The organism is Paenibacillus sp. JL3B1040, from assembly GCF_057063165.1.
On sequence record NZ_CM169317.1, the window covers coordinates 168,423 to 184,261 of the forward strand.

The 15,839-nt window shown below is 56.0% G+C and carries 16 protein-coding genes; 14 read left to right on the forward strand and 2 right to left on the reverse strand.

The window, feature by feature from the left end:
- The first annotated feature begins 58 nt into the window (after nucleotides 1-58).
- Genes hprK through ACZF99_RS00810 form a run of 4 tightly spaced genes read left to right on the forward strand, consistent with a single transcriptional unit; the run spans nucleotide 59 to nucleotide 3,204 of the window.
- Nucleotides 59-1,000: an HPr(Ser) kinase/phosphatase gene (gene hprK / locus ACZF99_RS00795; RefSeq protein ID WP_483608209.1), complete on the forward strand. Its 942-nt coding sequence runs from the start codon at nucleotides 59-61 to the stop codon at nucleotides 998-1,000.
- Between the two features lie 11 nt (nucleotides 1,001-1,011).
- Nucleotides 1,012-2,055 carry a prolipoprotein diacylglyceryl transferase gene (gene lgt / locus ACZF99_RS00800; protein ID WP_483608211.1) on the forward strand — a complete coding sequence of 348 codons (1,044 nt, stop codon included), beginning with the start codon at nucleotides 1,012-1,014 and terminating at the stop codon, nucleotides 2,053-2,055.
- Nucleotides 2,056-2,062: 7 nt separating this feature from the next.
- Nucleotides 2,063-2,716 (forward strand): pyrophosphatase PpaX, encoded by a 654-nt coding sequence (ppaX, locus tag ACZF99_RS00805; protein ID WP_483608213.1) that lies wholly within the window; start codon nucleotides 2,063-2,065, stop codon nucleotides 2,714-2,716.
- On the forward strand, nucleotides 2,713-3,204 hold the full coding sequence (locus tag ACZF99_RS00810) for an acyltransferase (protein ID WP_483608215.1): 492 nt from the start codon (nucleotides 2,713-2,715) through the stop codon (nucleotides 3,202-3,204). Before ppaX ends, ACZF99_RS00810 begins: the two co-directional genes overlap by 4 nt.
- Nucleotides 3,205-3,612: 408 nt before the next feature.
- Here the strand turns inward: ACZF99_RS00810 and ACZF99_RS00815 are convergent, their stop codons facing one another.
- Both ACZF99_RS00815 and ACZF99_RS00820 read right to left on the reverse strand, forming a co-directional pair.
- Complete coding sequence (locus tag ACZF99_RS00815; protein ID WP_483608217.1) at nucleotides 3,613-5,004, reverse strand: DUF4179 domain-containing protein; 1,392 nt, start codon at nucleotides 5,002-5,004, stop codon at nucleotides 3,613-3,615.
- A complete protein-coding gene (locus tag ACZF99_RS00820; RefSeq protein ID WP_483608219.1) occupies nucleotides 4,997-5,521 on the reverse strand; it encodes a sigma-70 family RNA polymerase sigma factor in 525 nt (174 codons plus the stop codon). The genes ACZF99_RS00815 and ACZF99_RS00820 overlap by 8 nt, the downstream gene beginning before the upstream one ends.
- 217 nt (nucleotides 5,522-5,738) lie before the next feature.
- Here ACZF99_RS00820 and ACZF99_RS00825 point away from each other — a divergent pair, with 217 nt between their 5' ends.
- The 10 genes from ACZF99_RS00825 (at nucleotide 5,739) to hisIE (ending at nucleotide 15,831) form a co-directional block, all read left to right on the forward strand.
- Entirely contained in the window at nucleotides 5,739-6,956 is a 1,218-nt protein-coding gene (locus ACZF99_RS00825) for an acyltransferase (protein ID WP_483608221.1), read from the forward strand.
- Nucleotides 6,957-7,205: 249 nt separating this feature from the next.
- Nucleotides 7,206-8,405 carry an ATP phosphoribosyltransferase regulatory subunit gene (locus tag ACZF99_RS00830; RefSeq protein WP_483608223.1) on the forward strand — a complete coding sequence of 400 codons (1,200 nt, stop codon included), beginning with the start codon at nucleotides 7,206-7,208 and terminating at the stop codon, nucleotides 8,403-8,405.
- A gap of 63 nt (nucleotides 8,406-8,468) precedes the next feature.
- On the forward strand, nucleotides 8,469-9,095 hold the full coding sequence (hisG, locus tag ACZF99_RS00835) for an ATP phosphoribosyltransferase (protein ID WP_483612465.1): 627 nt from the start codon (nucleotides 8,469-8,471) through the stop codon (nucleotides 9,093-9,095).
- 57 nt (nucleotides 9,096-9,152) lie between these two features.
- Entirely contained in the window at nucleotides 9,153-10,463 is a 1,311-nt protein-coding gene (gene hisD, locus ACZF99_RS00840) for a histidinol dehydrogenase (protein ID WP_483612467.1), read from the forward strand.
- On the forward strand, nucleotides 10,450-11,061 hold the full coding sequence (gene hisB, locus ACZF99_RS00845) for an imidazoleglycerol-phosphate dehydratase HisB (protein ID WP_483608225.1): 612 nt from the start codon (nucleotides 10,450-10,452) through the stop codon (nucleotides 11,059-11,061). Before hisD ends, hisB begins: the two co-directional genes overlap by 14 nt.
- 4 nt (nucleotides 11,062-11,065) lie before the next feature.
- Entirely contained in the window at nucleotides 11,066-11,701 is a 636-nt protein-coding gene (gene hisH / locus ACZF99_RS00850) for an imidazole glycerol phosphate synthase subunit HisH (protein ID WP_483608227.1), read from the forward strand.
- Nucleotides 11,702-12,067: 366 nt separating this feature from the next.
- A complete protein-coding gene (locus tag ACZF99_RS00855; RefSeq protein WP_483608229.1) occupies nucleotides 12,068-13,228 on the forward strand; it encodes an IS4 family transposase in 1,161 nt (386 codons plus the stop codon).
- A gap of 353 nt (nucleotides 13,229-13,581) precedes the next feature.
- Nucleotides 13,582-14,325, forward strand: a complete 744-nt coding sequence (gene hisA / locus ACZF99_RS00860) for a 1-(5-phosphoribosyl)-5-[(5-phosphoribosylamino)methylideneamino]imidazole-4-carboxamide isomerase (RefSeq protein ID WP_483608231.1) — start codon at nucleotides 13,582-13,584, stop codon at nucleotides 14,323-14,325.
- Nucleotides 14,326-14,353: 28 nt separating this feature from the next.
- Nucleotides 14,354-15,112 carry an imidazole glycerol phosphate synthase subunit HisF gene (gene hisF, locus ACZF99_RS00865; protein WP_483608233.1) on the forward strand — a complete coding sequence of 253 codons (759 nt, stop codon included), beginning with the start codon at nucleotides 14,354-14,356 and terminating at the stop codon, nucleotides 15,110-15,112.
- A complete protein-coding gene (hisIE, locus tag ACZF99_RS00870; RefSeq protein WP_483608235.1) occupies nucleotides 15,109-15,831 on the forward strand; it encodes a bifunctional phosphoribosyl-AMP cyclohydrolase/phosphoribosyl-ATP diphosphatase HisIE in 723 nt (240 codons plus the stop codon). The genes hisF and hisIE overlap by 4 nt, the downstream gene beginning before the upstream one ends.
- Nucleotides 15,832-15,839: the final 8 nt, after the last annotated feature.

Below are 15,839 nucleotides of genomic sequence, written 5' to 3' on the forward strand. Positions count from 1 at the left end.
GGAGCTCATTCGAGACGATCGCCTTGTCTTGGATGCCGGCAGGGAAAGGAAGAGCACCATGGCTAAAAAAGTGAAAGTTTCCGAATTGGTCAACCAGTTCGGGCTCGAGGTCGTTTCCGGAGAACAGGGGTTGAAGCGTGCGATTACGGTTGATGATCTCTATCGTCCGGGACTGGAGATGGCCGGTTATTTCGAATACCATCCGCCGGAACGCGTTCAAATTTTGGGTAAAACCGAGCTGGCTTTTTTCGAGATGCTTCCGGAGAAGGAGCGTAAGGAGCGAATGGAGCGGCTCTGCAGCAGCGAGGATACCCCTTGCATTATCGTCACCCGGTCTTGGAAGGTTCCGGAGGAATTGCTTGAAATCAGTTCGGAGAAGCAAGTTCCGGTACTCCGCAGCAGCATGGCGACAACGATCCTGTCGAGCCGGATCACCAGTTTCCTGGAACGGAAGCTGGCGCCTACGGCCACCATTCATGGCGTTCTTGTCGACGTTTACGGCGTAGGCATGCTGATTACCGGCAGCAGCGGGATCGGAAAGAGCGAAACCGCACTTGAGCTGGTCAAGCGTGGTCACCGCTTAATCGCGGACGATGCTGTGGAAATTCGGCAAACGTCGGACAATCAATTGCACGGTTCGGCTCCCGAACTGATCCGTCACCTGTTGGAAATTCGCGGCGTCGGGATCATTAACGTCATGACGTTGTTTGGCGCCGGGGCGATCCGTAACAATAAACGGATTACGCTGGTCGTGAAGCTGGAAGCCTGGCAGCAGGAGAAGCAATATGACCGGTTGGGACTGGATGAAGAGACGACGCGCATCATCGATACCGATGTACCGCTGGCGACGATTCCGGTACGCCCCGGACGGAACTTGGCCGTAATCATCGAGGTGGCCGCGATGAACTTCCGTTTGAAACGCATGGGGTATAACGCCGCACTGCAGTTTACGACAAAACTGACCGAAACGATTTCGGAAGATATCGACGATTTGGATTAGGAGCGTGAACGATGGGCACTTTGTTATTGGACCCGATCGCATTTTCAATCGGGGGCTTAAAGGTACACTGGTATGGCCTGATTCTGGGAAGCGCTGCATTGGTCGGTCTTCTGTTGGCCGTATGGGAGGGGAAGCGGTTCCGCATCCCCCAAGAGTTTTTTATGGACTTGCTGTTGCTCGGAGTGCCGTCGGCGATTATTGCCGCGCGGATTTATTACGTCGCCTTTATGTGGGACGATTACAAGGACAACTTCTGGGATGTCTTCAAAATCTGGAACGGCGGCATCGCCATCTACGGGGCGCTGATCGGCGCGATTATTTGCGCGGTTATCTTTGTCCGGCGCCGCGGCTATAATTTCTGGCGGATTGCCGATATCTGTGCGCCTTCCTTGATCATTGGGCAAATGATCGGACGCTGGGGGAACTTCGTCAACCAGGAAGCCTATGGCGGTCCGACGACGGAAAGTTTCCTGCGGGATAACCTGAACTTGCCGTCGTTTATCGTCAATCAGATGAATGTGCAGGGGACGTTCCATCACCCGACGTTTTTGTATGAATCGTTGTGGAACTTGGCCGGGCTGATCTTGCTCCTGATTTTGCGCAGACAGAAATTTTTGCGGTCCGGTGAATTGTTCGCATCGTATTTCATTTGGTATTCGATCGGGCGGTTCTTCATCGAAGCGCTGCGGACCGACAGCTTGGCCTTCCAAGGCGCCGCCTGGCTTGCGTCGTTCGTGAACGGATTGTGGTCGCCGATGACCTGGCTTGGTTTTGAGCAAGGGTATCTGGCGCCGTCTTACGGCAACATCCGGATTTCCCAGCTGCTGGCCATCGGGATTGTGATTGCGGCGATCATCTTCATTATTGTACGCCGCCGCACGGTACGCGACCTGCCGTACTATAGCGATCCAATTACGTCCACGAAAGTGGCGGCTGCAGGGGAAGGGGCGCCGGAAGCAGGCGGAACGGCCGAACCGGAGCAGGCGGAGCCAACCCAGACGACAGAGACGACCGTGGAGGAGAAGCCGGAAGTTCCGGAAGAGAAGAAGGAGTAGCAGCCCTATGATAGACACCGTGTTATTTGATCTCGACGGAACGATCATTAATACCAATGAACTGATTATTACGACATTTCAGCATGTCATCGAGAAAAACGGCTTGAAGCCGCATACCCGGGAAGAAATCATCCCGCATATGGGCATGACGCTGGAGCATCAACTGCGGATATTCTCGGGCCGAGAGGATGTGGCGGATCTGGTGGCGGACTACCGGAAGTATAATCGAGCGCGCCATGATGAACTGATCCGTGATTTTCCGCATGTGAAAGAAGTAATCTCCAGGCTGCACGAACGGGGGATCACGATGGGCATCGTCACGACGAAAATCAAGGAAACGACGCTGCTTGCCTTGAACATGTTCGGGTTGAAACCGTATATGAAGGCGGTCGTAACAGTGGATGACGTGAAGCATCCCAAGCCGCATCCCGAGCCGATTCTGACGGCGCTGCGCGAGTTGAACGCCGATCCGGCTCGAACCTTGATGGTCGGCGACAGCGCGGCCGATCTGCAAAGCGCAAAGGCCGCGGGCGTGCAGGCTGCCGGCGTGGCTTGGTCGTTGAAAGGCGAGGCGTTGCTGCGCAAGTATGATCCTGACTACATCCTTCAGGATATGACCGATCTTTACGGAATCCTAGGCTTTAAGCAGGTGAGGTCGTGAGACAAGTCAAGCGTTACCCGGTCGAAGGACCCAACGCGCTTTGGCAGCTGTACCGGACGGTAAGCCCATGGAAGGGCGTCCGTAATTTTATATTTATTCAAATCGCCCGATATTGCCCGATTCTTTCCGTCAAAAATGCGATCTATCGGCGCGTGCTTGGCATGAAAGTGGGGGAGCACACCGCGTTTGGGCTGATGGTGATGGTAGACGTATTTTTTCCGGAGCTGATTACGGTCGGCCGGAACTCGGTAATCGGGTACAACACGACGATTCTCGCCCATGAGTATTTGATTAAGGAATACCGGTTGGGCGAGGTGCGGATCGGCGACGAGGTGATGATCGGGGCGAACACCACGATTCTCCCGGGCGTCACGATCGGGAACGGTGCGGTCGTCGCCGCCGGATCGGTTGTACATAAGGACGTGGCTCCGGGCACGTTTGTCGGCGGCAATCCGCTGCGGGTGCTGGAACGGAAGAACCCCAGTTGATGCAAGCTTCGTCTCATGCCGTAGGGAGCTCGATAGGGTGGTCCAGTAGCAGTCAGATGCATCTAAACACAATTCGAATGCGCTAACGCTGATCAGGAACGCTATTGTGGCCAATTTGGCGCTGGGGAAATTCTAACGACGCTGAGTAACGCTATTTTGTGGAATACACCTGATTTCGGCAGCAAAAAGAAACAATAAGCATTGTGGTCAGCGTTAGAATCGCAAAACATTGATATCGGGCGATATAAGCTTGGTGGTAAGCGTTAGACGCTAAGCTGACGTCCCTCGGAGCGAGGAGCGGCGACGACGTAATGGAGGATCTGCAAATCTACGGCAGCTACGGACCACAGCATAAAGAAAAGCGGTCACGAACCCGGCATCTTGCCGGTCGGGACCGCTTTTTGCTCGTTACTTGAGTGGGATCTTGATTTCTTGGGGTTTGTAGTCCAAGGTTTCCGTGAGCGTGAAGTTTAGCGGTTGGTGATATTGCCGCGACTCCAGTTTGAAGCTGATCGTTTCCGCCTCGCCGTCGAGACGATACGTAGGGGAGCCGTTTTCCCTCAGAACTCGATAGGAGGTTCCTTCGTCGTCCGTAAAATAATCGTCAACGTGGTAAGGCATCGCTATTTTGGATTTAGGATTTCTGTTCATCTGAAAGCGAACCTCGAGGGATTGTTCCCCGGGAACGACTTCAACCTTCTCTACGGCCTGGTTTGGAGTGATGAGTTGCTTTTTGTCCGTATCCACCGCGAGATTCAGTGTTCTTGAAATCGGGGTTCCAAAACCGTCGAATTGGAGCGTGACTTCGTTCCAATCCGTGTAATAAAGGCTTTCGAAATCAATCCCCGAGAGATAAGGCGTCGACGTCTTCCCGTTCCCGTAATCGTAAAGAATATCTCTGGATTTCGTGTATCGCCAAAATTGATCCTCCCGGTGCTCGCCCAGATACAGCTTGGCCGCGAGGTGATCCGTCATGAATTTATCCACGAATTCCTGCGGCTTGAACAGGAGCGTCGTACTTAGCGGACGCAGGACGAGTTGGTCAACGGTCAATGGCTTGCCGTAGAGGGTCGCGGTTTGATTTACGCGAAAGGTCTTCTTCGTCTTGGCATAAGGACGGCCGCTCCATTCGATAGGGATCTTCGCCTGGACATTGATATCCGATATCCGGGAATTTACCGCAAGGCTAGACTGAGTTGGCGCATCTCGATCGGTAAAGATGATCTTATAGTAGCTATGCTTGATATCTTTAGAATCAGTGAGTGACGTGCCTTCTTTACGAGGCAAGCTGTCGTATAGATTTCCATCCTTATCGACCAGATAGGCATACAAGTTATTCACGGCCTTCACATCTTCAGGATTGACCATCGAATAAAACACCACTACCGTTCGCCCATCGGCCAGCACGCCGTCGACGGTCACCTTCGTTCCCGCCACTTCCGTCGATTTCCCGATCGGCTGGTACAAGCCATGTTCGGCGGCCCGCTCCATCTCGGAGGTCATCAGGGACGAGACATAATCCGGAATGCCGGCAGGCTGACCGGCCGTCGTCGTTGAAACACCGCCCGGCAGCCCTCCGCCTTGCCAGATGAGCACCAGCATCAAACAAACGGCAAGCGTCCCAATGGCCCCGACGGTCCAGGCCAGCCCCCGACGCATCTGCCATTTGCCTTGCAGGTTTTTTCCCTTATCCAGGCCACGCCGGATCGACGCGTCCAGCCGTTCATCGCCGATCTGTTTCTCGGCAAGACGAACGCCGTCAAAATAACGAGCCAGCTGATTTTCCTCCCGATCAACCATAATAAAATTCACCTCCCACATTCATATGGCGGCGAAGCTGCTTCAGGCCCTGATGCAGCCAGGTCTTGACCGTCCCCTCCGGGCGATCCAGCACCCGGGCGATTTCCGCCAAGGTCATGTCCTGATAATATTTCAGCGTCAAAACATGGCGGTATTTCGGCTTTAACCGGTCCAGCGCAAAGTCCAGATCCATTTTGAATACGCTGACCATTTCTCCGCTTGCCTGCACCGACTCCGCCACGTACGGAAGAACCCGTTTCCGCCGTTTAAGCTCATCAATGCAGCAGTTGATCAGGATTCGGATCAGCCACGGAACGAAGGCCTCGGGATCCTTGAGGCGCCGGCATTTGATCCAAGCCTTGCATACCGTTTCCTGGATGACCTCCAAGGCGTCCGATTCGTTGCGCAGATAGCTGTGGGCGATACCGTACAGCCTCCGCCGATGCTTGGATATCAATTGATAAAACGCTTGCTCGTCTCCGCTGCAGGCAGCGGCGGCCCATTCTCTCTCTTCCAAAGCGGGCTCCTTCCTTCCCATGTAGAGTGCAGCGAACAGGGAATACCGGCCGGTATTTCACTTCCCTATCCTAAGGACGGCGAAGCGGGCCAAACGGTTTTACGATGGACCAACTTCTGGTATAGTGAAAAGAGCAGTCCGGCAGGATCTATTGCCATAAACAGGCGTCTAGTACATAAATAAGGCTACTTCTTAATTATGAATAGGGGTTGGTTGAGTGAGCAAGGGGGTCAAGGAACGTTTGCCGCAGCTGGACATCTTTCGAGCGTTAGCCATCATCAGCGTGATCCAGGTGCATGCTTCATCGTTCGCGGCGGCGGAACAAGCGCTGAATTCACCGGTCTACTACTTTTATAATTGGATGAACATTTTTTTCAAAATCGGTACCCCGTCTTTTATCTTCCTGAGTAGTTTCGTGCTCTTCTACAATTATTACGAACAGCCGATCAGCCGCAAGCTGGTGGGCAAGTTCTACAAGAAACGCCTTACGTACATCATCTTGCCCTATTTATCGGTCTCCTGCTGTTATTTCCTGCTAATGGCATTCTACCGTCATGATTTCATGAATAACTCCAAAATGTATGAGCTGAAGTCGCTGGGGACGGCGCTGCTGCACGGAACGGCTTATACCCACCTCTATTTCGTATTTATCAGCATTCAATTCTACCTGTTATTCCCGCTCTTCTTGTGGCTGTTTCAGTCTTTTCGCAATCGCCGCGTGCTGCTTGCGCTTATTCTCCCCTGCGGTCTCGCGCTGCAGTGGGGGTTCGTGTTCTGGAACAAATACGAGCTGCAACTGCCGAACAAAGCGAGCTACGCGCTTTCCTACATGGGTTACTACATGCTGGGCGCGGTGTTGGCGATTTATTTCGGCAAAATCAAGGCCTGGCTCACAACGGATTGGAAAGCGCTCTCGAAGGGGCTAAAGGGATGGACGGCCGCCTTATGGATCGGATGGCTGGCGATCGCCCTTGTTCATGTCCAGGTCTGGTATTCGTTCCGTCAAGGCTTAGGGTCACCGAATACCCTATGGTTCGAATTATTATGGAACGTGCACTCCCTGCTTTCGGCGTTGGTACTGATGAAGGCGGCCTTTTATATTCAAAGGAAAGGTTCGGCATATTGGAACCGAACGCTGACCCGGCTGGGCGAGCTTTCCTTCGGCATTTATTTGTTTCATCCGTTTGTACTGTTCGTGTATCGGCTCTTCTGGAGCGAGCAGAAGTTGCCCGGGGCTTCTTTCGGCTACCTGTGCTATGTCGTGGCCGGCTCCCTGGGGGCGTTGTTCCTCTCTTGGGGGTTCGTGCAGCTTTGCTTCCGGCGGCTGCCGTTTGCCGCGTGGTTTCTCGGGAGTATTCCGGTTTCCTTGCGCAAAAACAAATCGTCCGCACGGCAAGGAAGCGGACCAAGCCCCTCGGTTGGCGCGAATCTGTAACTTGGCGGATCCCTTGCCGGTCTGGGCGTACCAGACCGGTTTGCCGCATTTTTCGGCATCCGCAAGGGTTATGCCCCCGCTTGGGGAATACTTTAATGCAGGCGATGAAGCGGGAGACCGATCGGGAAGAAGCGATTGACGGTACGAAAGAAAATATGATAAAATTGGGCTACTCTTTAATTTGGTAGCATGGTAGCACTTTAATATAGTAAAGAAATTGTGAGAGAGAAGAACGGTGAGGTGAAACGCTTGTCGAAACCAAAAGGCTTTGAAAAACCGGCGGGGGTCCGCGATTATCTGCCTTTTGCCGTGGATAAACTGCGCGCCATCGAACGGCGCGTGCTGGATTGCATGGCCGGCTGGGGTTACCGGCAGATCATGACGCCGACGATGGAATATTACGACACGGTCGGCGTAGCCAGCTCGACGTCGGATCAGAAGCTGTTTAAATTGTTGAATAACCGGGGCACCACCATGGTACTCCGTTCCGATATGACGGCGCCGATCGCCCGGGTCGTCGCGTCCTTGCTGAAGGAGGAACCGCTGCCGCTCCGCTTGTCGTATCACGCCAACGTGTTCCGGGCCATTGAGGAGGAGGCGGGACGGGAAGCGGAGTTTTTCCAAACCGGGGTCGAATTGGTCGGGGATGATTCCCCGGACGCCGATGCGGAAGTGATCGCCTTGGCCGTCGCGTCGTTGCAGGCTGCGGGCGTGAAGTCGTTTAAAATCGCGGTCGGGCACGTCGGCTTCTTGAATGGTTTGTTGGAAGAGGCGGTTCCGGGACGTGAGGATATTCAGGAGGCGCTAAAAGATGGGCTGCTGCATCGAGATTATGTCGGTTACCGCGAGACGCTGGCGGAATTGTCCCTGTCGCCGCAGCAGCGTGACGAGCTGGAAGGGATCCTTCGATTGCGCGGTGGGAAAGAGGTTTGCGGCCAGGCGCTGGAGCTGAGCGGGAATCCGCTCGCCCAAACATCCATTCGCCATCTCTGCCAGGTGTGGGAGGCGCTGGAGGATTTCGGCGTGGCCGAACACGTGATGATCGATCTGACGATGATCGGCGATTTCTCCTATTATACGGGCATGACATTCGAGGGGTATGCGGCGGAGCTCGGCTTCCCGGTGTGTAACGGCGGGCGGTACGACAACCTGTTGCAGCAGTTCGGACGCCCTGCGCCGGCAACGGGGTTCTCGCTGAAGACGAACCGGATCCTGGACGGCGTGGGCGGGCTGGAGACCGAGCCGGATCTGCCGGTCGTGCTGCAGTACGATACGCCGAACCGGAAGCGGGCGTTCGCCGAAGCGGAGCGGCTGCGCGGCGAAGGCCGCAGCGTGCTGATGCGGCGTGCCGAGGGCCCGGAGGATCTGTTAAGCGTGCCGGAGTCCGCGCGGAAGACAGGGCCGCTGGGGCCGTCGTACGGGGATATCCTGACGTTGGTTAGCTTTTGACTCAAGGCATGAGGTTGCCTGCAAGGAGGTCGCAATCCATTGAAACAAATCATTAAGGTCGCCATGCCCAAGGGGCGTATTTATAAGAAAGCGTCCGCCTTGTTCCGCGAGGCCGGGATCGAGATTCCGGACGATGTGGACGAAACGCGCAAGCTGGTCATTCCGCTCCCGGACATCGGTATGGAGTTTATTCTGGCCAAGCCGGTGGACGTGCCGACCTACGTGGAATACGGGGTAGCCGATATCGGCATCGTCGGCAAGGACGTGTTAATGGAGGAGAATCGGGACGTTTACGAGCTGCTCGATCTCGGCATCGCTCGCTGCCGCATGTCGGTTATTGCGCTCCCGGATTGGAAGCCGGGGATTCAACAGCGGGTCGCGACGAAATATCCAAATGTGGCGTCGCAGTTCTTCCGTGAGCACGGTCAGCAGGTCGAAGTGATCAAGCTGAACGGCTCGATCGAGTTGGCGCCACTGATCGGTCTTGCCGACCGGATCGTCGACATGGTTGAAACCGGGCAGACGTTGAAGGAAAACGGACTGGTGGAGATGGAGAAGATCTTTGACATTACCAGCCGCTTGGTGGCCAATCGGGTCAGCTACCGGATGAAAAACGCCGAAATCCAGGCCGTGTGCGATGCGCTGAGCAAGGTGGTCCGAACCGTCGCGGGCGAGGTCAAGCGGGCTTAGGATGGGCGAAGAAGGCGATATGAAATAAGAAATGAAGAAAGCAGGGGATGCCGGATGATGAAACTGGTATCGGCACAGGATTTTGATTTGCGGCGGGAAGTGGAATACGGCTCGCCGGAGCAGAACGAAGCGGTCAAATCGATCGTACAGGCGGTCAAAGCGGAAGGCGACGCGGCCCTGCTCCGTTACACGGAGCAATTTGACGGCATGAAGCTGGATGCGAACGAGTTGCGCGTGACGCGGGAAGAACTGAAAGCGGCGTATGACGCGGTGGCGCCCTCGTTCGTTACGGCGATTCGGGCGGCGGCCGCCAATATCCGGGCGTTTCACGCCCGGCAGAAGCGCAACTCCTGGATGGATTTGCAGCCGGACGGGAGCTTGCTTGGACAGATCATCCGGCCGCTGAAGCGCGTCGGGGTTTACGTTCCCGGCGGGAAGGCGGCTTACCCTTCCTCCGTGCTCATGAACGTGATCCCCGCGCAAGTGGCGGGCGTGCCGGAGATCGTGATGGTGACGCCGCCGGCGACGGGCGGCAAAGCGGGCATCGACCCGTATATCCTCGTGGCCGCGGCGGAGGCCGGCGTGCACGAAATCTACCGGGTCGGCGGGGCCCAAGCGGTTGCCGCGCTCGCGTACGGCACCGACACGATCCGGCCCGTCGATAAAATCTGCGGGCCGGGCAACATCTACGTCGCGTTAGCCAAACGCGAAGTGTACGGCGTCGTCGATATCGACAGTATCGCCGGTCCCAGCGAAATCGCCGTGCTGGCCGACGACAGCGCCGATCCCGCCTATGTGGCGGCGGATCTGCTGTCCCAGGCCGAACACGACGAGATGGCGTCGGCGATCCTCGTGACGCCGTCGGAGGCGTTCGCGAAGGCGTGCCAGGCCGAGGTGGAGCGGCAACTGGCCGCGCTGCCGCGCAAGGCGATCGCCGGAGCTTCCATCGAGCGCTACGGCGCAATCCTTCTCGTTGATTCGGTGGAAGCCGGGATCGACGTGATCAATCAGCTGGCGCCGGAGCATTTTGAGCTGATCGTCGACAATCCGATGGGCTATCTGGGGCGGGTGGAAAATGCCGGGGCGATTTTCCTCGGGCCGTACAGTTCGGAGCCGGTTGGCGATTATTTCGCCGGACCGAACCATATCATTCCGACCAACGGCACGGCGCGGTTTTCGTCGCCGGTCGACGTGGACGATTTTATCAAGAAATCAAGCGTGATTTACTATAGCAGGGAAGCGCTGCTGGAGAACGGAGCGACCATTATGGAGTTGGCGCGGCGGGAAGGCCTGGAAGGCCACGCCCGGGCGATCGAGGTCCGGCTGCAGCAGGAAGGAAAGGCGGGGAACGAACATGACCAACAATAACGGGGGAGCGGCGGTACGCCAAGCGAGCGTCAGCCGCAAGACGAATGAGACCGATATCCGGCTGACCTTTGCGGTCGATGGGAGCGGAAACGCACAGTTAGAGACGGATGTGCCTTTTTTGAACCATATGCTCGATTTGTTCGCCAAGCACGGACATTTTGACTTAGCGGTGCAGGCGCGCGGCGATATTGAGATCGACGACCATCATACGGTCGAGGACATCGGCATTTGTCTGGGGCAGGTACTTCGGGAGGCATTGGGCGATAAAAAAGGGATCAAACGTTATTCGAGTGTGTTTATTCCGATGGATGAAGCGTTGGCTCAAGTGGTTATCGACGTTAGTAACCGGCCGCACTTCGAATACCGCGCGGAGTATCCTTCCGACCGGGTCGGCAGCTTCGAAGTGCAGCTTGTCCACGAGTTTCTATGGAAGCTGGCGCTGGAGGCGCGGATCACGCTGCATGTGATCGTGCACTACGGCCAGAACACGCACCACATGATCGAGGCGGTGTTCAAGGCGCTCGGGCGGGCGCTTGACGAGGCGACAAGCATCGATCCGCGCGTCAGCGGGGTGCCGTCGACGAAGGGAGTGCTGTAACGCGATGAACATCGCCATCGTCGATTACGGGATGGGCAACCTGCATAGCGTTAGCAAAGCGGTGGAGCGCCTCGGCTACGAAGGGCTCGTCACGGCGGACGAGGCCCAGATTCTGGCCGCGGACGGCGTGCTGCTGCCGGGCGTCGGGGCTTTCGGCGACGCGATGGAGCATCTGCGCGCGTCGGGGCTGGACGCCGTGGTGCGGCAGGCGGCCGATCAAGGTGCACCGCTGCTCGGTATCTGCCTCGGGATGCAGTTGCTCTTCGGCGAGAGCGAAGAGCATGGGCGGAATGAGGGGCTGGGCTTGCTGCCGGGCCGAGCGGCGCGGTTTGCGGGCACCGAAGGGTACAAGGTGCCGCATATGGGCTGGAACCGGCTGGAGTTCCTGCAGCCGGACAATCCGCTGCTCGCCGGGCTGGAAGAGGGACACGTCTACTTCGTCCACTCTTACCACGTGTTGGCCGAGCAGCAGGAGGATGTGCTGGCCGTGACCGACTACGGCCATCCGGTGACCGCCATCGTCGGCCGCGGCAACGTCTTCGGGATGCAGTTCCATCCCGAGAAGAGCGGCGAGCTCGGCATGGCGCTGCTCCGCAATTTCCTGACGCTGGCGGAGCGGCGGCAGGCGCAGGTAGGCTGAGGTGCAAGCAATAACAAGCCGCAAGCCACAACAAGCCGATAGCAGCTAGCCGCTAGCCGCGCACGGTAAGAACTTAGCGGTAATTTATGGCCTTATTTTTGCGGATCAGTGGGTATGCGGTAAAATAGCGGTAAAAAGTGGTCTTATTCTGAGTTTCATTGCACTAGCCTTGCACCAAACCTGACATAAGAAAAATAATGTTCTCACAAATTCCTAAATATTGAAGAAATTGATGGAATCACTCTGGAAATCCATAAAAAAACTCCTAATGTTGAAGGATAGGCATGTTACCCATTCCTCTCACAAAAGGAGCTCACTATGGGTAATGTACCAGATCAGACCGTCATTTGTAAATGCCTAGATTACATGGATTTATCCGACGATCATTTTCCGTTGTTTAATTATCGTCGCAAGTTCACTTTCGTCAAAGCGGTTAAGCTGTTGATCGAAGCCCAATTAAGCCAACGTAGCGATCTGGAGACCATTAGCCTTCATCTCGATGCGAATCCGCAGTTACAACAAGATATTGGTCTTGTCCGCATCAGCGCTTCTCAGATTGACCGGACCTTAAACGCACTTCCATTAGTGGAACTGCAAGAGCTTTGGTTCCAATTGATCTCTAAGCAAAATCAGGTTTGTTCAGCGCAAAAAGGGGCTCATCTCGGAAAGCTGCGCATCATCGATTCGACGGTGTTGTCTCTTCCAGAGATGGCGGGTAAATGGGCTTATAATTCACAGACAAGCAATGGCATTAAGATTCATACGAGTGTCGTATTAGCCCGCCCAGGCCTCTGCTATTGCGATCAGATGGTCTGTTCCACTCGAGGCGTCGCAGACTCGGAAGTCGCGCTGGATCTCGTCGTCGATCCCAAGGCGATTCATGTGATGGACCGCGGTTACATTGTGTATAGCCAATTCAAGCATTGGTTAGAAAACAATATTCGCTTCGTCGCACGTATCCAGAAAAACAGCCGAACCGTTGTGAAGGAAGAACGCGATGTTTCCGAGTTCCCTTCGATCCTTCGCGATGCCGATGTCACCGTATCCTACACGGATAAAGAAACGAAAGAACAAGTGGAGGTTTCTTTGCGATTGGTGGAGTACATCGATGACAAAGAACGTCTGTACCGGGTTCTGACAAACGTATGGGATCGAACAGCTGTACAGATCAGTGACATCTATCGTGGGCGCTGGGCCATCGAGCTGTTTTTCAAATGGATGAAACAACATGTAAGTCTTGTTCATCTATACAGCTACAAGCCAGAGGCGGTGTGGAACCAAATCTATTTGGCGATGATTGCTCATGCCTTACTGCAGTTGATTCATCAAGAGTCCGCACCCCCTCAGCGCTTGTGGTCCTTTTTGAAGATGCTGCGAGCGTATATAACATCCTCATGGACTGCATTTGTGGAGCGATTGAACCGCAAGCCGACCAAGCATTCACTTGGTAGGCGTAAGAAAAAGAAGCTCGGTCGCCCTCGAAAGCATCCTAAGGTGCACAAGACCGTAAAATTGATCAAGAAATAGTTACACAAGGGCATATATACAATAATTGGTAACATGATCCTATGCTTACAGGGAGATCGACTTTTTGGCGATGAGCCTGGATAACTAACTGCAAAATATTTGGTCTAGATACACTTCATGTATACTTTTGATTCTTAATCCAATCCATGTCAGCTTCTATGCAAGGCTAGTGGTTTCATTGCCCGAATCTGGGTTACTTGGACAAAATAACGCCAGAAAACACCGCTATTTCACTCACAACGCACGAATGCGCCGAAATAGCGCCATAAATTACCGTTATTGCAATTGCTGCAATCGTAATGCGATTGGATCGCAGTTTATAGATCATCAACAGCGGGAGGTCGTTTCATTCCATGTCATCTTTTATTATTTATCCGGCTATCGATATTCGCGGCGGACAGTGTGTGCGTCTGGTCCAAGGCGATTACGACCGCGAGACGGTGTATAACGCCAACCCGGTGGAAGTGGCCCGTTCCTGGGAAGCGCAAGGCGGGACGTTTATTCACCTGGTCGACCTGGACGGCGCCAAGGCGGGGCATCCGGTCAACGACGCGCTGATCGGCGAGATCGCCCGCAGCGTGCAGGTGCCGGTGCAGGTCGGCGGCGGGCTGCGCACGCTGGACGACGTCAAGCGCCTGCTGTCGCTCGGCGTGAGCCGGTTGATCCTTGGCACGGCGGCGATCGAGGACCGCGCGTTTACCGAGGCGGTGCTTGGCACTTACGGCGATCGGGTCGCGATCGGCATCGACGCCCGGAACGGCTTTGTCGCCACGCGCGGCTGGCTGGAAACGTCCGAGGTGCAGGCCGAGGTGCTGGCGAAGGAATTGGCCGCCAAAGGGGCGGAGACGTTGATCTTCACCGACATTTCCCGCGACGGGATGATGCAAGGTCCCAACGTGGAGGCGATCCTGTCGCTGGCGAGGGCGTCCGGCAAGACGGTCATCGCTTCCGGAGGCGTGACGGTGCAGGACGATTTGCTGCGGTTGGCCGCGCATGCCGATCAGGGGATCGGCGGGGCTATCGTCGGCAAAGCGCTGTACACCGGAAACATCGATTTGGCCCAAGCGATTGCGGCGATCGGAGCCTTGGAGTCTTAACGTAGAATAGAAAGGAAGTCGAACCAGCATGCTCGCAAAGCGAATTATTCCCTGTCTTGACGTGAAGGACGGGCGGGTCGTCAAAGGCGTGAATTTTGTGAACCTGCGCGATGCCGGCGATCCGGTAGAGCTGGCGGCGTTATATGATCGGGAGGGAGCGGATGAGCTTGTGTTCCTGGACATTTCCGCGTCGCATGAGGGGCGTGCCACGATGGTCGAGGTCGTGAAGCAAACGGCCGGTGAAATCGCTATTCCGTTTACGGTCGGCGGTGGGATTTCCCAGGTGGAGGATATGAAACGCCTGCTGCGGGCCGGAGCCGATAAAATCGGCATTAATACGGCGGCGGTGGTGAACCCCGAGCTGATCTCCGACGGGGCGCGCCGCTTTGGGTCCCAATGCATCGTGGTGGCCGTGGACGCCAAATACAACGCCGAGTGGGGCGAATGGGAAGTGTACACTCACGGCGGACGTAAACCGACGGGGATCCGGGCGCTTGCCTGGGTACAGGAAGCCAAGAAGCGGGGTGCCGGGGAAATTTTGCTGACGAGCATGGACGCCGACGGCACCAAGGACGGCTTCGATTTGCCGCTGACGAGCGCGGTAAGCCGGGCGGTGGGCATTCCGGTCATCGCCTCCGGCGGGGCCGGGACGGCGAGCGATTTTTACGAGGTGTTTACCGAAGGACAGGCGGATGCGGCGCTGGCGGCGACGATTTTTCATTATAAAGAAATTGCGGTGCCGGATTTGAAACAAGAGCTTAGAGCCAAAGGGGTGGAAATACGATGACCGCAGGGAATCAACAACCGCTGCAATGTTTGCTATCGATGGAGGAGCTGGAGCAAGCGGTGAAGTGGGATGCGTCGGGACTCGTTCCGGCCATTGTGCAGGAGGCGGGCAGCAAGGAAGTGCTGATGTTGGCTTACATGAACCGCGAATCGCTGCGCCAATCGGTGGAATCCGGGTTGACCTGGTTCTGGAGCCGGTCGCGCGGCGAGCTGTGGAACAAAGGGGCAACTTCCGGCAATACCCAGCGGATCACGGCCTTGAAATACGATTGCGATGGGGATACGCTGCTGGTTGAGGTGATCGCGAACGGGCCGGCCTGCCATACCGGGGAGCCGACCTGTTTCTACCGGACGGCGGCTGCGGGCGCTGAGGCAGCGGCCGCCTCGGCGGGGCCCGGCAGCGGCGGGGCCCATGCCCATGAGCGCTTCAAGGTGCTCGCCGAGCTGGAGCAGCTGATCGCCGAGCGTTACGCGGAGCGTCCGGAAGGGGCCTATACGACGTATCTGTTCGAAAAAGGACTCGATAAGATCTTGAAGAAAGTCGGCGAAGAAACCGCGGAGTCGATCATCGCGGCCAAAAACGGCGATAACGACGAGCTGCGTTACGAAGTGAGCGACCTGATCTATCACCTGCTGGTGCTGCTGCGCGAACGCAACCTGCCGCTCGATGACATCATGCGGGAGCTGGAGCGGCGGCATGAGCGGCCGCGGCGCGACTAGAACGGAGG

What these genes read in the sequence shown, in the direction of transcription:
- lgt (WP_483608211.1), top strand. Translation starts at nt 1,012, where the DNA reads ATGGGCACTTTGTTATTGGACCCGATCGCATTTTCAATCGGGGGCTTA.
- ACZF99_RS00855 (WP_483608229.1), top strand. Translation starts at nt 12,068, where the DNA reads ATGGATTTATCCGACGATCATTTTCCGTTGTTTAATTATCGTCGCAAG.
- hisA (WP_483608231.1), top strand. Translation starts at nt 13,582, where the DNA reads ATGTCATCTTTTATTATTTATCCGGCTATCGATATTCGCGGCGGACAG.
- hisD (WP_483612467.1), top strand. Translation starts at nt 9,153, where the DNA reads ATGAAACTGGTATCGGCACAGGATTTTGATTTGCGGCGGGAAGTGGAA.
- hprK (WP_483608209.1), top strand. Translation starts at nt 59, where the DNA reads ATGGCTAAAAAAGTGAAAGTTTCCGAATTGGTCAACCAGTTCGGGCTC.
- hisG (WP_483612465.1), top strand. Translation starts at nt 8,469, where the DNA reads ATGCCCAAGGGGCGTATTTATAAGAAAGCGTCCGCCTTGTTCCGCGAG.
- ACZF99_RS00815 (WP_483608217.1), bottom strand. Translation starts at nt 5,004, where the DNA reads ATGGTTGATCGGGAGGAAAATCAGCTGGCTCGTTATTTTGACGGCGTT.
- ppaX (WP_483608213.1), top strand. Translation starts at nt 2,063, where the DNA reads ATGATAGACACCGTGTTATTTGATCTCGACGGAACGATCATTAATACC.
- hisF (WP_483608233.1), top strand. Translation starts at nt 14,354, where the DNA reads ATGCTCGCAAAGCGAATTATTCCCTGTCTTGACGTGAAGGACGGGCGG.
- hisIE (WP_483608235.1), top strand. Translation starts at nt 15,109, where the DNA reads ATGACCGCAGGGAATCAACAACCGCTGCAATGTTTGCTATCGATGGAG.
- hisB (WP_483608225.1), top strand. Translation starts at nt 10,450, where the DNA reads ATGACCAACAATAACGGGGGAGCGGCGGTACGCCAAGCGAGCGTCAGC.
- hisH (WP_483608227.1), top strand. Translation starts at nt 11,066, where the DNA reads ATGAACATCGCCATCGTCGATTACGGGATGGGCAACCTGCATAGCGTT.